This window comes from Sphingomonas koreensis (genome assembly GCF_002797435.1).
Taxonomy (GTDB): domain Bacteria; phylum Pseudomonadota; class Alphaproteobacteria; order Sphingomonadales; family Sphingomonadaceae; genus Sphingomonas; species Sphingomonas koreensis.
The window spans coordinates 2983247-2997823 of record NZ_PGEN01000001.1 but is presented as its reverse complement, the minus strand read 5'-3'; the positions used below and the strand labels follow the sequence as shown (position 1 = coordinate 2997823).

The window sequence follows — 14577 nt, the reverse complement described above, 5'->3', positions numbered from 1 at the left end:
TAGCCGGGGATTGGGGGATCATTGCCCCGTGAAACTGGGTTTGCGCTTGTCGAGGAAAGCGGCGACCCCTTCGCGGAAATCGCTCGTGTCGGCGGCGCGTCCCTGATGGGCGGCTTCAACCTCGAGCAGATCGGAGAGCGTGCCGCTGAGCGCGACCGCCGCCTGTGTGCGGATCAGTCCCAGCGCGACCGTCGGCATCGCGGCGAGCTTGCGCGCGAGCGCCATCGCTGTCTCCAGCAATGCATCGTCGTCTGCCACCCGTGTCACCAACCCGGCATCGAGCGCCGCATCGGCGCTCAACCGTTCGCCGAGCAATGCCATTTCGAGGAGCTTGAGCCGTCCCGCCGACTTGCCGATCAGCCAGGTTGCGCCGGCATCGGGCACCAGTCCGATATTGGCGAAGGCGAGCAGCAGATAGGAAGAACGCGCTGCGACCACGATATCGCCCGAAAGCGCGATCGAAACGCCCGCCCCGGCCGCTGCGCCATTCACCGCGGTCACGACTGGCACCTGCAGCGCGGCAAAGGTCTGGGTCAACGGATTATAGTGAGCCCGCACCGCATCGCCCAAGTCGCGCTCGGTCAGCCCGTCCTCGCTCGACGCGAGATCGGCCCCCGAGCAGAAGGCACGGCCCTCGCCGGTCACCAGGATCGCGCGCGCGCCCGCGGCCACGACTTGGTCAAGCGTGTAGCGAAGGCGATCGAGCATCTCGAGCGTCAGGGCATTGAGCCGTTCGGGGCGGTTCAGCCGCACGATCGCCACGCCTTCGTCAATCTGCCAGATAACGGACGGCGATTCAGTCATGGAAACTCCTTTGGCGCGACTGCTGCTAGAAGGCCCGGGCTGCCCCCGGCAAGCTTCGCCCCCTCGCCATCACCCTCCTGATCAAACCGGCGTTCGCATTGACGGGGGAGCCGCCATTTCCGCATGGCGCGCGATGCAATCCAAGGCCTCGAGGCGGTCGGAGAAACGGAATGAAGATATTGGTGCCGGTCAAGCGTGTGCTTGACTATAATGTGAAGCCGCGGGTGAAGGCCGACGGAACGGGGGTCGACCTCGCCAACGTCAAGATGAGCATGAACCCGTTCGACGAGATCGCCGTCGAAGAGGCGATCCGCCTCAAGGAAAAGGGCGCGGCGACCGAGATCGTCGTGGTCTCGATCGGCGAGCAGAAGGCGCAGGAAACGCTGCGTACCGCGCTGGCGATGGGCGCCGACCGCGCCATCCTGATCGTCGCCGAAGACAAGGTCGAGCCGCTGGGCGTCGCCAAGCTGCTGGCGAAGGTCGCCGAGGCGGAAGCGCCCGGCCTGATCATCCTGGGCAAGCAGGCGATCGACGACGACAACAACCAGACCGGCCAGATGCTGGGCGCGCTGCTTGGCTGGGGCCAGGGCACGTTCGCGAACAAGGTCGAAATTGCCGGCGAGCAGGTCGACGTGACTCGCGAAGTCGATGGCGGCCTCGAGACGGTGAAGCTCAAGCTCCCGGCGATCGTCACGACCGATCTTCGCCTGAACGAGCCGCGCTACGCCTCGCTGCCCAACATCATGAAGGCCAAGAGCAAGCCGCTCGATCAGAAGACTCCCGCCGACTATGGCGTCGATGTGGCCCCGCGCCTCACCGTCGTCAGCGTCACCGAGCCGGCCAAGCGCCAGGCCGGCGTCAAGGTTGCGGATGTGGATGAGCTTGTCGGCAAGCTCAAGGCGCTGGGAGTTGCGAAATGAGCGTGCTGGTCTGGGTCGAACACGACAACAACAGCGTCAAGGACGCGACGCTCGCCGCCGTCACCGCCGGCACCAAGCTGGGCGATGTCGTCGCGCTGGTCGCGGGACAGGGCGCGCAGGGCGCGGCCGACGCTGCGGCGAAGATCGTCGGCGTGTCGAAGGTGCTGCTGGCCGATGACGCGGCCTATGGCCATGGGCTGGCCGAGAATGTCGCGCCGCTCGTCGCCGAGCTGATGGCCGGCTACGACGCCTTCGTTGCACCCGCCACCACCACCGGCAAGAACATCGCGCCGCGCGTCGCCGCGTTGCTCGACGTGATGCAGATCAGCGAAGTGCTGTCGGTCGAAAGCGCCGACACCTTCACGCGCCCGATCTATGCCGGCAACGCGATTGCCACGGTCAAGTCGGCGGACGCCAAGAAGGTCCTCACCGTGCGCGGCACCGCATTCGAGAAGGCGGCGACGGAAGGCGGAAGTGCCTCGGTCGAAGCCGTGTCGGGCAAGGGTGATTCGGGTCTTTCGAGCTTCGTCGGCGCCGAAATCGCCAAGTCGGAGCGTCCGGAGCTGACCAGCGCCAAGGTGATCGTCTCGGGCGGCCGTGCACTCGGCTCGTCGGAGCAGTTCCACGGGCTGATCGACCCGCTCGCCGACAAGCTCGGCGCCGCGGTCGGTGCGAGCCGCGCGGCGGTCGATGCGGGCTATGCCCCCAACGACTATCAGGTCGGCCAGACCGGCAAGATCGTCGCGCCGGAAGTCTATGTCGCGATCGGAATCTCGGGCGCGATCCAGCACCTTGCGGGCATGAAGGATTCGAAGACCATCATCGCCATCAACAAGGATGAGGATGCGCCGATCTTCCAGGTCGCGGATCTCGGCCTGGTCGGCGATCTGTTCAAGATCGTGCCGGAGCTGACCGAAAAGCTCTGAGCGGCGCGTCGGCGTACGGCGGGACTAGTTCCCCGCGGTACGCCAGCGCTCAACCGTTGCCCACCCGTCCCGCTCGGCCGATGGCGCCGCCGGGGTTCGCGACAGACGCGGCGCGGGCGAAGGCTGGGCGATCCCACCACGTTCGCAATACCGGTTACGATCCAGCGCCTGGGCATGCGCCATGGCTTCGTCGACAGACAGGACCGGCGTCGCACACGCATCGAGCTGCGACAATCGATTGTCCCAATCGTCACGCGTTCGCGTCGCAAAGATCGCCGTCAGTGCTCCCCGGATCACGTCTGCGGGAACGCGCTGGCGATCGCGCAATTGCTGCGGCAGCTCGATCGCTTCGGCCAGATTGTCCCAGAATTGCGGCTCCAGCGCGCCAATTGCGATGTGTCGCCCGTCGGCGCAGGCATAGCAGTCATACCAAGGCTGTGTCCCGCCAAGCGGCGAGTCCTGGCGCGTCAGCGGGATTTGCATGCCGTGGAACATTGCCATCAGCATGCTCGTGCCATCGAGGATCGCCGCGTCGATCACTTGCCCCAGCCCGGAGCGCTCTCGCTCGAACAATGCGGCGCAGATGCCAAAGGCAGCCACCGCCGCGCCGCCGCCCATATCGCCGATCAGGTTGAGCGGCGGTGTCGGCACTTCGCCCGGACGGCCGATCCCGTCCAACGCACCCGACAGCGCCAGATAATTGATATCATGGCCGGCACGCTGCGAAAGCGGCCCCGTTTGCCCCCAGCCCGTCAATCGCGCGTAGATGAGGCGAGCGCGGCTTTGCAGCAGATCATCCGGGCCAAGACCCAGCCGCTCCATGACGCCCGGCCGGAACGGATCGATCAGCACGTCGGCCAACTCGATCGCCTCGCGAACCTGCGTCATCCCCGCGGGATCCTTGAGGTCAACGGCAAGCAGCCCCTTGCCGCGCGAGGTGACCGGGTCAGCCCATTGCGCGTAATCCGGCCGTGAGATGCGAACGACCTCGGCCCCGAAATCGGCCAATATCATCCCGCAAGTAGGTCCGGGTCCCAGACCTTCGAATTCGACGACCCGGATGCCATCCAGCGGGCGAGTGGTCATTCGCGCCGCAGCTCAGCGAATGAATTGCTTGATATAGTCGTCGTCATAACCCTGCTCGCGATACCATTCGGCACAGAAACCTAGCAGGGTAAGACAATTGTCGAAGCCGATCGGCTTCTCATTCTCGTCGAGCAAGGTCAGGCCGCCATGCATGACATAGAGCGCCGTCATCGATTCCTTGACGGTCAGCGTGTGATGCTCGCCCGGCGGTTCCCAGACGAACGACCCCTTCTCCGCTACCCAGTCGTGCTCGGGATAATACCAGCTTCCCTCCATCGTGTAGGAGAAGACCGGACCGTCATGTACGTGCCGTCCGATCACGCCGGGATTGGGATAGTGAAGCACGTTGACGGTAATGCCGGCGGAGGTGTCGAACATGATCGGGCAATAATAATGCCCGGCCGGGCGCCGGACCCATTTGCTCAGATCCTCCGGAATCTTGACCACCAGGTCCTTGGGCAGAAAATTGGCGGCCATTCCTTCCGGCCGGAAATCCTTGGCGATCGACGCCATAGTGCAGCTCCGCTTCAAAATTGGAACACGCGAGGGCGGCCCCTGTCCACGCTTTCATCGGCCTGGGGTAGCGCAGGGTCAATGGCTGGGACGGCCGACGGCCAGTCATCACCCATGTGCTGGCCTTGCCCTGTCATGGCACCCCGTCTCTGACTATCCACCAGAGGAAAGGAGACGGCGAAATGGACTTCACGGGCAAACGCGCGGTGGTGACTGGCGGTATCGGCGGTATCGGGGGTGCGATCTCGCAGGCGCTGCACGCCGCGGGCGCGGAGGTCGTCGCCACCGGATATGATCAGGCCGAGGTCGATGCCCGGGCCGGCGAAGCGGGCTTTGCCGGAATCGCCATGAAGCCGCTGGACGTCAGCGATGACGCCGCGGTGCGCGCCTTTGCCGAAGACACCGGTGGAATCGACTTCCTCGTCAATTGCGCGGGCACGACCGCACGCGGCCACGCGGCGTTCGAGGAGGAGGCATTTCAGCATGTGCTGGACGTCAACCTCACCGGTACGATGCGCTGCTGCCGCGCGTTTCGCCCGGCCCTGGCCGTACGCGGCGGCGCGATCGTCAACATCGCATCGATGATGAGCCTCTTCGGCAGCGGTACTGCGCCAGGCTATGCGGCGAGCAAGGGCGGCGTTGCATTGCTGACCAAGAGCCTTGCGATCGCCTGGGCCGAACAGCGCATTCGCGTGAACGCCGTCGCACCGGGCTGGATCGTCACGCCGCTGACCGACCGTCAGATCGACCCTGCGCTGCGCGAGCGCGTCATCGGCCGCACGCCGATGCGCCGCTGGGGCGAGCCACGCCATATTGCCGATGCGGTGGCATTCCTCTGTTCGGACAAAGCGAGCTTCATCACCGGTGTCGTATTGCCGGTGGATGGGGGCTATTCCTCCGTCTGATCCCGGAAGATGTAGCGCGGCGGCGGCGGCAGGCGGGTGCCGCGCCGCAGGCGGGAAACGAGCAGATCCGCTCCCTCTCCGTTCCATGCCGTTCGCGTCCCACCATCCCAATATTCGGCCCAGGACGGCAAGGGGTCGTAGAAGCCGGTTTCCGCAACCGGCGCGCCCGGCCAACGCATCTTGGCCGGCCCCACCGGCGGATCGTCCTGCGCCGTCGCATAGAGCCGGGCCTGCACCCGCCCGCGAAACAACCATATGCCGTTCCGCCGCGCATAGCGGTCATGATAGAGCAGGCTTGCCGTCACCCAATCGGGGCCGACTTCATGCTCGATCCGGCAACTCACCAGCCCGATGGCGTCGTCGGGGCCGAGCAGTTCGATCAGGTGATTGGTCACATGGTGTGCGCTGGTCGTGAACTGGCGCAATGCCGCGTCGAAGGTTTCGCGCAGTGCCGGTCGTCCCTGCTTGCCCTCGCCCACCCGAACGTCATCGACATAGAGCGAGACCAGCGCATCGAGATCGCGCGCATCGACGCACAGTGCATAGCCGAACGCCAGTTGCCGAATCGCTTCGATCGCCTCGATCCGCCCGAGCCTTGCGGTGATGTCGTCGGTCATCCGGTCCCCATCGCGCGCGCATATTGTGGCGGCCATGACGGCGTTTCGCCCAAGGCTCGGGCCGCATGCAGCGCCCAATAGGGATCGCGAAGCATGGCGCGCGCGAGCAGGACGATATCGGCGGACCCATTCGCGACGAGCGCCTCGGCTTCCTCAGCCGTTACAATTCCGCCCACCGCTGCGGTCGGCATATCCGTCCGGGCCCGAATGACGCGCGCGAAATCCCGCTGGACCGCCGGCCCGTCCGGCGGGGCATCACCGGGTATCGCGGACCCGCTCGAACAATCGATCAGGTCGGCTCCGGCTTCACCGAGCAGCCGGCCAAGGCGAACCGATTCGTCGAGTGTCCAGCCGCCGGGAGTCCAGTCGACGCAGGACAGCCGCACCACGACCGGGACATCGTCAGGCACCGCGGCGCGGACGGCCCGGACGATCTCCAATGCCAGCTGCGCCCGTCCCTCGAAGCTGCCGCCATAGTCGTCGGTGCGGTCATTGACGAGCGGGGACAGGAAGGAATGGACCAGATAGCCGTGCGCGAAATGGCATTCGACCCAGCGGAATCCTGCAGCAACGGCCCGGCGCGCGGCTGCGCCAAAGCCATCGACGATCGCCGCAATAGCCGGGGTATCGAGCGCATAGGTTGGCGCTGACCTGGCCGAGAACGGCGCCGCGGTCGCACTCCCGGCCCTCCAGCCCCCTGCTTCGAGCGGCACCGCCTCGCGGCCAAGCCATGGCACCTGAGTGCTGCCCTTGCGTCCTGAATGGGCGAGCTGGATTCCAGGGATTGCGCCGGCGGCTGCAAGCGCGGCGGCAACGGGCCGCAACGCTTCCATGTGCCGATCGGACCATAGGCCAAGATCGGCCGGGCTGATCCGGCCTTCCGGGGTTACCGCGGCGGCTTCGGTGACCACCAGTCCTGCGCCACCGACCGCGCGGCTGGCCAGATGGGTGAGGTGCCAGGCGTTCGCCAGCCCGTCGGTTGCGGAATATTGGCACATGGGCGACACGCCAATGCGATTGCGCATCGAAACGCCGCGAAGGGTGAACGGCGTAAAGAGCGATGCCGTCACGATTCCCGGGTCGCCAGTTGCTCGACCCGCTTGATGGCGTCTGCGATCTGGCCGGGGCCAGCATTCACGATGATGCGGCCGCCCTTGGGCCCGATTGTCGTCAACCGCGCGATTTCGGCGATTTCATCCGGCGTCGGGGATCCCATGTCCAGCTCCGCCAACGAGGCAGGCAGACCGACGCTTCGGTTGAAGCCGATCACGTCGAGGATAAACCCGTCATCGCGCCCCTCGATGGCAAGCTGAACCAGCGTCGCATAGCCGACATGGTCGCCATGCGGTGCGCTGGCCGCGCCACGCGCCTTGACCAGCCCGCGTACGACAGCATGGGCGTAGGACAGGCCGCCGCTCTCCCAGGCGAGCCCCGCCATCAGAACATTCGCCTCGACCACCGCTTCGAACGCCTCATCGGGCTCATGCCGTTCGGCTGCCGCCATCGCCGCTACGCCATGTTCGCGCAGCGTCTGATAACAGGCATCGGCAATCGCCAATGCCGTGCGCAACTGGCGTGTTCCGAAGAAGTTGCTCGCGCCATCGGCCACCGCGCGCTCCGCCTCGAACTTCTTGGCAAGCGCGTCGCCCATGCCCGTCCGCAGGAAGCGTGCGGGCGCATTCGCGATCAATTGCGTGTCGGTGACGACCAGCAACGGACTGTCGGGGATCGTCTCGATCGCGACCAGCACATGCTCGTCATTATAGATCGCCATCGAGCGGCCCGTGGGCGAGTCGTTGGACGCGATCGACGGCACGGCAATGAATGGGAGGCCCAGCTTGAATGCGACCCCCTTGGCCGCATCGAGTCCCTTGCCCCCGCCGATCCCGATCACGCAATCCGCGTCGCCCGCCTGTTCGACCAGCAGGTCGATGGCGGCGTGAGTGACCTCGCCGCGAAAGGCGAGCGTGATACTGGGACGCCCGGCAAAGGCGGTCGAGAGTTGCGCCTCGACGAAGGGCAGCACATCGGCATCGACCACCAGCAAAGGCCGTTTTGTCAGCCGTTCCGTAAGCGTGCCGAGTTCGCCGATGGCGCCTGGGCCCTGCACATAGCGGGTCGGCCCGCCAAAGATCCTGATCATCCGCCGAAATTGCCCCAGCCCATGCCCGTGCGAAAGGTTCAAACGAAAGCATCCCATCCGCGATTGTTGGTTCGGGCGGATCGGCGCAAAACATCGGGCATGAACCCGATCGAACGCGACACCCGGATCGCCCTTGCCGCCTGCTATCGCCTGATCGCGCGCTACGGGATGACGGATCTGATCTTCAATCACATCACGGCGCGCATCCCGGATACCGAGGATCTGCTGATCAACCCGTTCGGGCTGCTGTATGAAGAGATTACCGCCAGTTCACTGGTGCGGATCGACATCGAGGGCAATGTCCTCGACGCGGGCGATACGGACTATGGGATAAACCGGGCGGGTTATGTCATCCACAGCGCAGTGCATTCGGCCCGGCCCGATGTGCAGGCGGTCATTCATACGCACACCCGTGCGGGCGTCGCGGTTTCGTGCATGCCGCAGGGGCTGATGCCGATCAGCCAGACCGCGCTGCGCTTTCTCGGCCGCACCGGCTATCATGATTTCGAAGGGCCGGCGATCGACGAGGGCGAGCGGGTCCGTTTGATCGCTGCGCTCGGCGCCAACGACGCGCTGATCCTGCGCAATCACGGACTGCTGACCGTCGGCCGATCGATCCCGGAAGCGTTCCTGCTGATGCAGCGGCTGGAGACGGCGTGCCAGATCCAGGTAGCAGCGCTGGCGGGCGGCGCCCCGGTCATGCCGAGCGCGGAAAGCCAGCAGCGCACCGCGCAGCTATTCGCCCCGAAAACGGGGAGTGCGGAGGTCTCGACCGATGGCGGTCGCGAATGGCCCGCGCTGCTGCGGCAGCTCGACCGGGCCGATCCACGGTACCGGGACTGATCAGACCTCGATGAGGACGGCGCCCGCCTGACCGCCGCCGGCACACATCGCCGCGACACCGAGCCCCCCGCCGCGACGCTTGAGATCATGGATCAGCGTGATCAGCATCCGCCCGCCCGACGCCGCGACCGGATGGCCAATGGAGCATCCGCTACCCGAGATATTGATCATCTCGTCATCAATGCCGAGCATCCGCGATGCCGCAAGCGGGACCGAGGCGAACGCCTCGTTGATCTCCCACAACGCCACGTCGGACTGATCCACCCCGGCTCGCGACAGCAGCTTGGGGATGACATCGAGAACGCCAAGTCCGGTCTTCGCCGGATCGACGCCCACCGAGGTCCAGGCACGAATCTTTGCCATCACCCCGAGACCTTGGGCCGCGGCAACCGCGTCGGTGGTCACCATCATCGCCGATGCCGCATCATTGACGCCGCTCGAATTGCCTGCGGTAATCGAGAAGCCCTCGATTTCGGGATGCAGCACTTTCAGCGTGGCGAGTTTCTCGATGGTCGAATCGCGGCGGGGATGCTCATCGACCTTGAACTCCACGGTCGAGCCATCCGGCATCAATGCCTGGACGGGTACGATCTGCTCGTTGAAATATCCCGCGTCGATCGCGGCAATCGCACGTTGGTGCGAGCGGACCGCCCAGGCATCCTGTTCCTCGCGCGTCAGCCCCGCCGCCCGGGCCGTGTTCCAGCCGACCGTGATCGACATGTCGAGATTGGGTGCCTCCGGGCTGTCCGGGTGAGTCGGCGGCATCCAGAAATCCTGGACGTCCTCCGTACCGGGCACTCTGCGCTGCATCTTCGGCGCGGTCGAGATCGACATCACCCCGCCCGCAACGATGAATGTTTCCATCCCCGACATGACCTGAGCTGCGGCAAGACCGACCGAAGTCAGGCTCCCCGCGCAATGCCGGTTGAGCGCCATCCCCCCGGCCTTTGTCATGCCGGCCTCCACAGCGGCATGCCGCGCGACCGCACCGCCGCCATAGAGCGATTCGGCAAGGATCACATCGTCTACCCTGTCCGGCGCGACGCCCGAACGCGCCACGACTTCCTTGAGCACGGCCAGCGCCAATGTCTCCGCGCTGGTATTGGCGAGCGTTCCCTTGCGGGCGGTGGCGACGGCGGTGCGCGCTGCGCTGACGATCACGGCTGATGGCATGGAATCCAATTCCTCTGGGCGTATCTCGACGTTGCTCACAGCCCTAAAGCCGACAAGGTGTAGGTTTCAAGTCGCGCGCCGATTGCGCAAGTATGTGCGCTCTATGCCATGCCGGCTGGCGATGCGGCATCGATGCGTTAAGTCCCGGGCGGGAGGTGGCGATGCAGGGCAGTAACGGCTTCTGGCGCATGCGTCGGCGCTGCGAAACGCTGGCGCTGGACGATTTCGCGTTCGGCGCGGATGAGGCACGTGCGCCGGACGAGAACGAGATTACCATCCGTACGCGATACATCGCCCTCGACCCCTATCTGGCGCGGGCGATGCGCAGCTGGGCGGGCGAAGTTCCGGAATGGGCGGACGGTACCATCCATGGCCGGATCGTAGGCGAAGTCATTTCATCGCGAGCGCCGGGCTATGCCGTGGGCGATACCGTGCTGGCCATCGGACGTTGGCAAGCGGTGCAAAGCCTTGCCGCCGCTCGTGCCGAAGTGATTTCCCCGGCGATCCACCCGCCCCGGCTGGCGCTGGGGGTGCTGGGCCGCTCGGGCATGACCGCGTGGGTCGGGCTTCACCTCGCTCAGCCTGCAGCGGGCGAAACCCTGCTCGTCTCGGCCGCCAGCGGCCCGGTGGGAAGCGTGGTCGGCCAGCTTGGAAAGGCGCGCGGACTGCGCGTTGTCGGCACCGCCGGGGGCGCCGACAAATGCGCCTATGTCGTCGACACACTGGGGTTTGACGCCTGCCTCGACCATCGCGACCCCGATCTGGCGGGCCGGATCGCCGCGGCGGCACCCAACGGCATCGATATCCTGTTCGAAAATGTCGGCGGTCCCAGTCTCGATGCGGCGTTGCTCGCCATGGTGCAGGGCGGCCGGATCATGCTGTGCGGACTGGCGGCGCACTATAATGACGAGGCGCCATTGGCGCTCAGGCACTTCAAGACATTGCTCTATCGCGCGCTCACATTGCGCGGGTTCATAACCGCCGAGCACCCAGAGCTGTTCGAACCTGCTCGCGCCGAACTGGCGGACGGCATTGCAAGCGGCACGATTGTGCATCGCGAAACGATCATCGATCATCTGGAACAGGCCCCCGCCGCCTATCTCAACATGCTGCAGGGTGCGGGGATCGGTAAGCGGCTGATCCGCCTTTAATCGTCCGCGGCATCGAGATGCGACCGGACATGACCGCTGATCTCGAAGAGAATACGCAGCAGCGCATCGATCTGGTCGGGCGGATATTCGGCGAACTTGTCCTGGAGGATCGCGACATAGCGGGCATGCGCTTTCGCCAGCAATGCCTGTCCCGTTTCGGTCAGGCTATAGTCGAGCCGCCGGCCGTCCGCTGCGCCCCGTTGCCGGACGACCAGTCCTTGCTCGACCAGCCGGTTGAGGTCCCCCGAGATGACGCTGGGCGGCAGGATCATCGCGCGGGCGATGGCGCCGGGATTGCCCTGACCTTCCGAAATCCAGCTCATGATCCAGATCCCGCGAGGCCCGAGGCCATGGTCCTGGGCGAAGCGGGCATGGATCGCGCCCAACGAGGTCGACAGATTGCCGATCGACGCCAGCAATCGCCCGATCGGACCCGATGGAAGCCGGGCCTGCAAATGCGCGACAGTCTTGGGCAGGTCCTCGCTCATCCGGTCACGCTGCCCGATCCCTCCGGCCGCCGCCATCGCATATATGGTGGATCGGCACGCAGAGGTGAAACCGCGCATCGCGCATGATATTTCGATTTTCGAATTAAATCGAGGCCGCGATGCTCAAGCTCAACATGAAGCCCACCGGTTGGTTCCAGATCGGATGGTCCGGTGAAATTGCTCCCGGTCAAGCCGTGCCCCTGCGTTATTTCTCGCATGACCTCGTCGCCTTTCGCAGCGCTGACGGCCGCCTGAGCGTGCTGGATGCGCATTGCAAACATCTGGGCGCTCATCTCGGGCATGGTGGCAAGGTTCGCGGGGATTGCATCATATGCCCCTATCATGGCTGGGCGTGGCGCGAGGACGGCAGCAATGCCAATATCCCCTATCAGGACAAGCCGACCGGAGCGAAGCTGCGCAAATGGTCGGCGATCGAACGTCACGGGCTGATTTTCCTTTGGCACGATCCGAGCGGCGAGGGGCCGCGCGACGGGTGGGAATTGCCCGACCTGTTCGCCGATTTTCCTGAGGGCGTCGCGAACGAGGCTGACTATTATCCCTGCTACCCGCAAGCGGTGGTCGATCGTCCGGGCGAGCATATCCATCCGCAACTGATGATGGAGAACACGGCGGACTCGGTGCACTTCGTGTTCACTCATGGTGCGCCGGAATATCCGCAGCTCACCGACTGCCGGATCGAGGGCAACCGCCTGCGCAGCACCATGGCGTTCAAGTCGCCGAAGACCGGCGAGTTCGCCCTGTTCAACCGGGGCATCAAACCCAATGTCGGCCTCTCATTCACTTTTTTCGACGGCGACAATGTCCATTATCGACTGATCCTCACCGCGACGCCGATCGACGACGAAACGGCCCATTTCCGGGTCAGCTACTTTCTGCCCCGCGATCCGGCATCGCCCGACACGATGCCGCTCAAGTTGCGCGACTTCGCCGCCCATACCGCAGAGTTGTTCGAAGAGGATGCCCGCATCTGGCGGCATCAGATTTTCGTCCAGCGCCCCGTCTACGCCCAGCAGGATATCAAGGGCTACACGATGCTGCGCAACTGGAGCGAACGCTTCTACGAAGGCGAGGCTGGCAATTCGCCGACCCCCTTTGTCGAGACCCTTTGACGACAGCAACACCGAAGGACGATCGATGCTGAAACTGAGCATGAAACCGACAGGCTGGTTCCAGATCGGCTGGAGCGCGCAGATCGCCCCGGGCGGCGTGGTTCCGATGCGCTATTTCGGCGCCGACATGGTGGCGTTTCGCGATCAGGCCGGCGACCTCGCTGTCATGGATGCGCACTGCAAGCATCTGGGTGCGCATCTCGGCTATGGCGGCAAGGTGAAGAATGGCTGCGTCGTCTGCCCCTATCATGGCTGGATGTGGGACAAAGACGGCCGGAATGCCGAAATCCCTTATCAAGACAAGCCGACCGGCGCGAGGTTGCGCACCCGCCACGTCATCGAGCGGCACGGGTTGATCTTCATGTGGCACGATCCGGCCGGCGGACCGCCGCGCGAGGGCTGGGAGCTACCCGACTTGTTCGCCGATTTCGATCTGCCGGGAAGCGAGGCGGACTATTATCCCTGCTATCCGCAAGCCGTGGTCGACAAGCCCTCCGAGCCGATCCACCCGCAGCTCATCCAGGAGAATGCGGCAGATTCGATGCACTTCCGCTTCACGCATGGCGCGCCGGAAGACCCTGAGCTCCTGTGGTTCGAGACGCCCGGCACGCGCTGGCGCTCGCGCATGGGATTCAAATCGGCAAAGACCAAGCAGGTGGCAATGACACTGCATACGCTGAACATGGGCCCAGGATTGTCCTTCGCCGCATTCGAGGGACGCAATCCCTATCGCCTGATCCTGACTGCGACGCCGGTAGACGATGCCTTGTCGGACCTTCGCGTCAGCTATTTCCTGCCCCGCGACCCCGCATCCCCCGACGTGATGCCCCAGGCGAAACGTGATTTCGCGCACCATACGATCGAGTTGTTCGAGGAGGATGCGCGCATCTGGCGGCATCAGGTCTTCGTTCAGCGCCCGGTGTTCGCGAAACAGGACATCGCCGGCTATATGGCGCTGCGCAAATGGGGCGAACAATTCTATGAAGCGCCCGAGGGCACGACACCGACCCGCGCGGTGGTCGAGCTATAGCCCGGCCACCGCGTCGCCCCGTCAGAACAACGACTTGTGCTTGCCGCCGTCCACGCCGATCCAGTTGCCGCTGATATAGCCGGCGAGGTCGGAGCATAGATAGGCGATGGTCGATGCGATCTCTTCCGGCCGGCCGACGCGGCCCGCCGGAATCAGATCATGCAGGAATTCGCCGACCTTGTCGGGCGTCACGCCCATCTTCTTCTCGAGATAATCGTACATATTGGCGGTGCCGATCCAGCCCGGCCCGACAGTGTTGCAGGTGATGCCGTACTTTGCCACTTCGTCCGACAGCGTCTTGACGAAACCGACGGCAGCGGGCCGCGTCGTATTCGCGAGCATATGGTGGATGTTGCCGACGGGTTCCTTGGCGGTACCCGATCCGACCGCGACGAACCGGCCCCAGCCCTTGGTCTTCATCGCCGGAATGACCTCGCGCGCCAGATAGACCACCGACATCGCATAGACGATGAAGAAGCGTTCGAAATCCTCGTCCTTCACATCGTCGAAGTCGCCGGCGATATTCTCCATGACGCAGCTGATCGCGATGTCCGGATCGCCGAATTGCGCACGCACCGCAGCTACGGCGTCGCGTACGCCGCTGCGTGTCGTCAGGTCAGCGGAATAACCCATCGCGGTACCGCCCCGGCTGCGGATCTGAGCGACCGTATCGTCGATCGGCCCTTGCGTGCGGGCGACGATCGCCACCTTCACTCCTTCGTCGGCAAGCATCAGCGCGGCCTCGCGCACCATGCCCTTGCTCCCCCCCGACACGAACGCAACCTTGTCCCGGATACCGAAATCCATCGCCTCTCTCCCTTGAACCATTGGCCCAAAGGATCGCCAGT

16 protein-coding genes are annotated in these 14577 nt (G+C 64.9%); 7 read left to right on the top strand and 9 right to left on the bottom strand.

The genetic code is table 11. The features are described from left to right. Positions 1-18: 18 nt before the first annotated feature. Complete coding sequence (locus BDW16_RS14260; protein WP_066582071.1) at positions 19-804, bottom strand: enoyl-CoA hydratase-related protein; 786 nt, start codon at positions 802-804, stop codon at positions 19-21. Positions 805-974: 170 nt separating this feature from the next. On the opposite strand from BDW16_RS14260, the gene BDW16_RS14255 reads away from it, so the two are divergent. Together BDW16_RS14255 and BDW16_RS14250 are read left to right on the top strand one after the other, a co-directional pair. Next, positions 975-1724 (top strand): electron transfer flavoprotein subunit beta/FixA family protein, encoded by a 750-nt coding sequence (locus tag BDW16_RS14255; RefSeq protein WP_100362773.1) that lies wholly within the window; start codon positions 975-977, stop codon positions 1722-1724. Next, positions 1721-2650, top strand: coding sequence for an electron transfer flavoprotein subunit alpha/FixB family protein (locus BDW16_RS14250; protein WP_066581588.1), 930 nt, complete (start codon positions 1721-1723; stop codon positions 2648-2650). Before BDW16_RS14255 ends, BDW16_RS14250 begins: the two co-directional genes overlap by 4 nt. Before the next feature lie 24 nt (positions 2651-2674). Here BDW16_RS14250 and BDW16_RS14245 read toward each other — a convergent pair whose 3' ends face one another. After that, entirely contained in the window at positions 2675-3736 is a 1062-nt protein-coding gene (locus BDW16_RS14245) for a CaiB/BaiF CoA transferase family protein (protein ID WP_066581591.1), read from the bottom strand. Between the two features lie 12 nt (positions 3737-3748). After that, positions 3749-4249 (bottom strand): 2,4'-dihydroxyacetophenone dioxygenase family protein, encoded by a 501-nt coding sequence (locus BDW16_RS14240; protein WP_066581594.1) that lies wholly within the window; start codon positions 4247-4249, stop codon positions 3749-3751. 182 nt (positions 4250-4431) lie between these two features. Here BDW16_RS14240 and BDW16_RS14235 point away from each other — a divergent pair, with 182 nt between their 5' ends. Further along, positions 4432-5154 carry an SDR family NAD(P)-dependent oxidoreductase gene (locus BDW16_RS14235; RefSeq protein WP_066581597.1) on the top strand — a complete coding sequence of 241 codons (723 nt, stop codon included), beginning with the start codon at positions 4432-4434 and terminating at the stop codon, positions 5152-5154. Here BDW16_RS14235 and BDW16_RS14230 read toward each other — a convergent pair. The 3 genes from BDW16_RS14230 to BDW16_RS14220 are packed head-to-tail and all read right to left on the bottom strand — an operon-like array spanning position 5139 to position 7914. Beyond that, positions 5139-5771, bottom strand: coding sequence for a nuclear transport factor 2 family protein (locus tag BDW16_RS14230; RefSeq protein ID WP_066581605.1), 633 nt, complete (start codon positions 5769-5771; stop codon positions 5139-5141). The genes BDW16_RS14235 and BDW16_RS14230 overlap by 16 nt on opposite strands. After that, entirely contained in the window at positions 5768-6841 is a 1074-nt protein-coding gene (locus BDW16_RS14225; RefSeq protein ID WP_083954466.1) for an NADH:flavin oxidoreductase/NADH oxidase, read from the bottom strand. The genes BDW16_RS14230 and BDW16_RS14225 overlap by 4 nt, the downstream gene beginning before the upstream one ends. Beyond that, complete coding sequence (locus BDW16_RS14220) at positions 6838-7914, bottom strand: glycerol dehydrogenase (protein WP_066581607.1); 1077 nt, start codon at positions 7912-7914, stop codon at positions 6838-6840. Before BDW16_RS14220 ends, BDW16_RS14225 begins: the two co-directional genes overlap by 4 nt. Positions 7915-7935: 21 nt before the next feature. Here BDW16_RS14220 and BDW16_RS14215 point away from each other — a divergent pair, with 21 nt between their 5' ends. Beyond that, positions 7936-8757 carry a class II aldolase/adducin family protein gene (locus BDW16_RS14215; RefSeq protein WP_075150259.1) on the top strand — a complete coding sequence of 274 codons (822 nt, stop codon included), beginning with the start codon at positions 7936-7938 and terminating at the stop codon, positions 8755-8757. On the opposite strand, the gene BDW16_RS14210 is transcribed toward BDW16_RS14215, so the two are convergent. After that, entirely contained in the window at positions 8758-9930 is a 1173-nt protein-coding gene (locus tag BDW16_RS14210) for a thiolase family protein (RefSeq protein WP_066581611.1), read from the bottom strand. It lies immediately after the preceding gene. A gap of 161 nt (positions 9931-10091) precedes the next feature. Between BDW16_RS14210 and BDW16_RS14205 the strand changes: the two genes are divergently transcribed. Beyond that, entirely contained in the window at positions 10092-11081 is a 990-nt protein-coding gene (locus tag BDW16_RS14205) for an NADP-dependent oxidoreductase (protein WP_066581614.1), read from the top strand. Here the strand turns inward: BDW16_RS14205 and BDW16_RS14200 are convergent. Continuing rightward, complete coding sequence (locus BDW16_RS14200; RefSeq protein ID WP_066581617.1) at positions 11078-11605, bottom strand: MarR family winged helix-turn-helix transcriptional regulator; 528 nt, start codon at positions 11603-11605, stop codon at positions 11078-11080. The two genes, BDW16_RS14205 and BDW16_RS14200, sit on opposite strands and share 4 nt — an antisense overlap. 83 nt (positions 11606-11688) lie before the next feature. On the opposite strand from BDW16_RS14200, the gene BDW16_RS14195 reads away from it, so the two are divergent. Together BDW16_RS14195 and BDW16_RS14190 are read left to right on the top strand one after the other, a co-directional pair. After that, positions 11689-12699, top strand: coding sequence for an aromatic ring-hydroxylating oxygenase subunit alpha (locus tag BDW16_RS14195; RefSeq protein WP_066581619.1), 1011 nt, complete (start codon positions 11689-11691; stop codon positions 12697-12699). Positions 12700-12724: 25 nt separating this feature from the next. Further along, on the top strand, positions 12725-13729 hold the full coding sequence (locus BDW16_RS14190) for an aromatic ring-hydroxylating oxygenase subunit alpha (RefSeq protein ID WP_066581621.1): 1005 nt from the start codon (positions 12725-12727) through the stop codon (positions 13727-13729). 21 nt (positions 13730-13750) lie between these two features. Here the strand turns inward: BDW16_RS14190 and BDW16_RS14185 are convergent, their stop codons facing one another. Next, the gene (locus tag BDW16_RS14185) at positions 13751-14536 is read right to left on the bottom strand and encodes an SDR family oxidoreductase (RefSeq protein WP_066581623.1); all 786 of its coding nucleotides are present in this window, start codon (positions 14534-14536) and stop codon (positions 13751-13753) included. Positions 14537-14577: the final 41 nt, after the last annotated feature.

Bases quoted from the DNA above. Each gene is read 5' to 3' on its own strand.
- BDW16_RS14240 (WP_066581594.1), bottom strand. From the start codon at position 4,249: ATGGCGTCGATCGCCAAGGATTTCCGGCCGGAAGGAATGGCCGCCAAT.
- BDW16_RS14235 (WP_066581597.1), top strand. From the start codon at position 4,432: ATGGACTTCACGGGCAAACGCGCGGTGGTGACTGGCGGTATCGGCGGT.
- BDW16_RS14245 (WP_066581591.1), bottom strand. From the start codon at position 3,736: ATGACCACTCGCCCGCTGGATGGCATCCGGGTCGTCGAATTCGAAGGT.
- BDW16_RS14200 (WP_066581617.1), bottom strand. From the start codon at position 11,605: ATGGCGGCGGCCGGAGGGATCGGGCAGCGTGACCGGATGAGCGAGGAC.
- BDW16_RS14250 (WP_066581588.1), top strand. From the start codon at position 1,721: ATGAGCGTGCTGGTCTGGGTCGAACACGACAACAACAGCGTCAAGGAC.
- BDW16_RS14260 (WP_066582071.1), bottom strand. From the start codon at position 804: ATGACTGAATCGCCGTCCGTTATCTGGCAGATTGACGAAGGCGTGGCG.
- BDW16_RS14195 (WP_066581619.1), top strand. From the start codon at position 11,689: ATGCTCAAGCTCAACATGAAGCCCACCGGTTGGTTCCAGATCGGATGG.
- BDW16_RS14215 (WP_075150259.1), top strand. From the start codon at position 7,936: ATGCCCGTGCGAAAGGTTCAAACGAAAGCATCCCATCCGCGATTGTTG.
- BDW16_RS14220 (WP_066581607.1), bottom strand. From the start codon at position 7,914: ATGATCAGGATCTTTGGCGGGCCGACCCGCTATGTGCAGGGCCCAGGC.
- BDW16_RS14255 (WP_100362773.1), top strand. From the start codon at position 975: ATGAAGATATTGGTGCCGGTCAAGCGTGTGCTTGACTATAATGTGAAG.
- BDW16_RS14210 (WP_066581611.1), bottom strand. From the start codon at position 9,930: ATGCCATCAGCCGTGATCGTCAGCGCAGCGCGCACCGCCGTCGCCACC.
- BDW16_RS14190 (WP_066581621.1), top strand. From the start codon at position 12,725: ATGCTGAAACTGAGCATGAAACCGACAGGCTGGTTCCAGATCGGCTGG.
- BDW16_RS14205 (WP_066581614.1), top strand. From the start codon at position 10,092: ATGCAGGGCAGTAACGGCTTCTGGCGCATGCGTCGGCGCTGCGAAACG.
- BDW16_RS14185 (WP_066581623.1), bottom strand. From the start codon at position 14,536: ATGGATTTCGGTATCCGGGACAAGGTTGCGTTCGTGTCGGGGGGGAGC.
- BDW16_RS14230 (WP_066581605.1), bottom strand. From the start codon at position 5,771: ATGACCGACGACATCACCGCAAGGCTCGGGCGGATCGAGGCGATCGAA.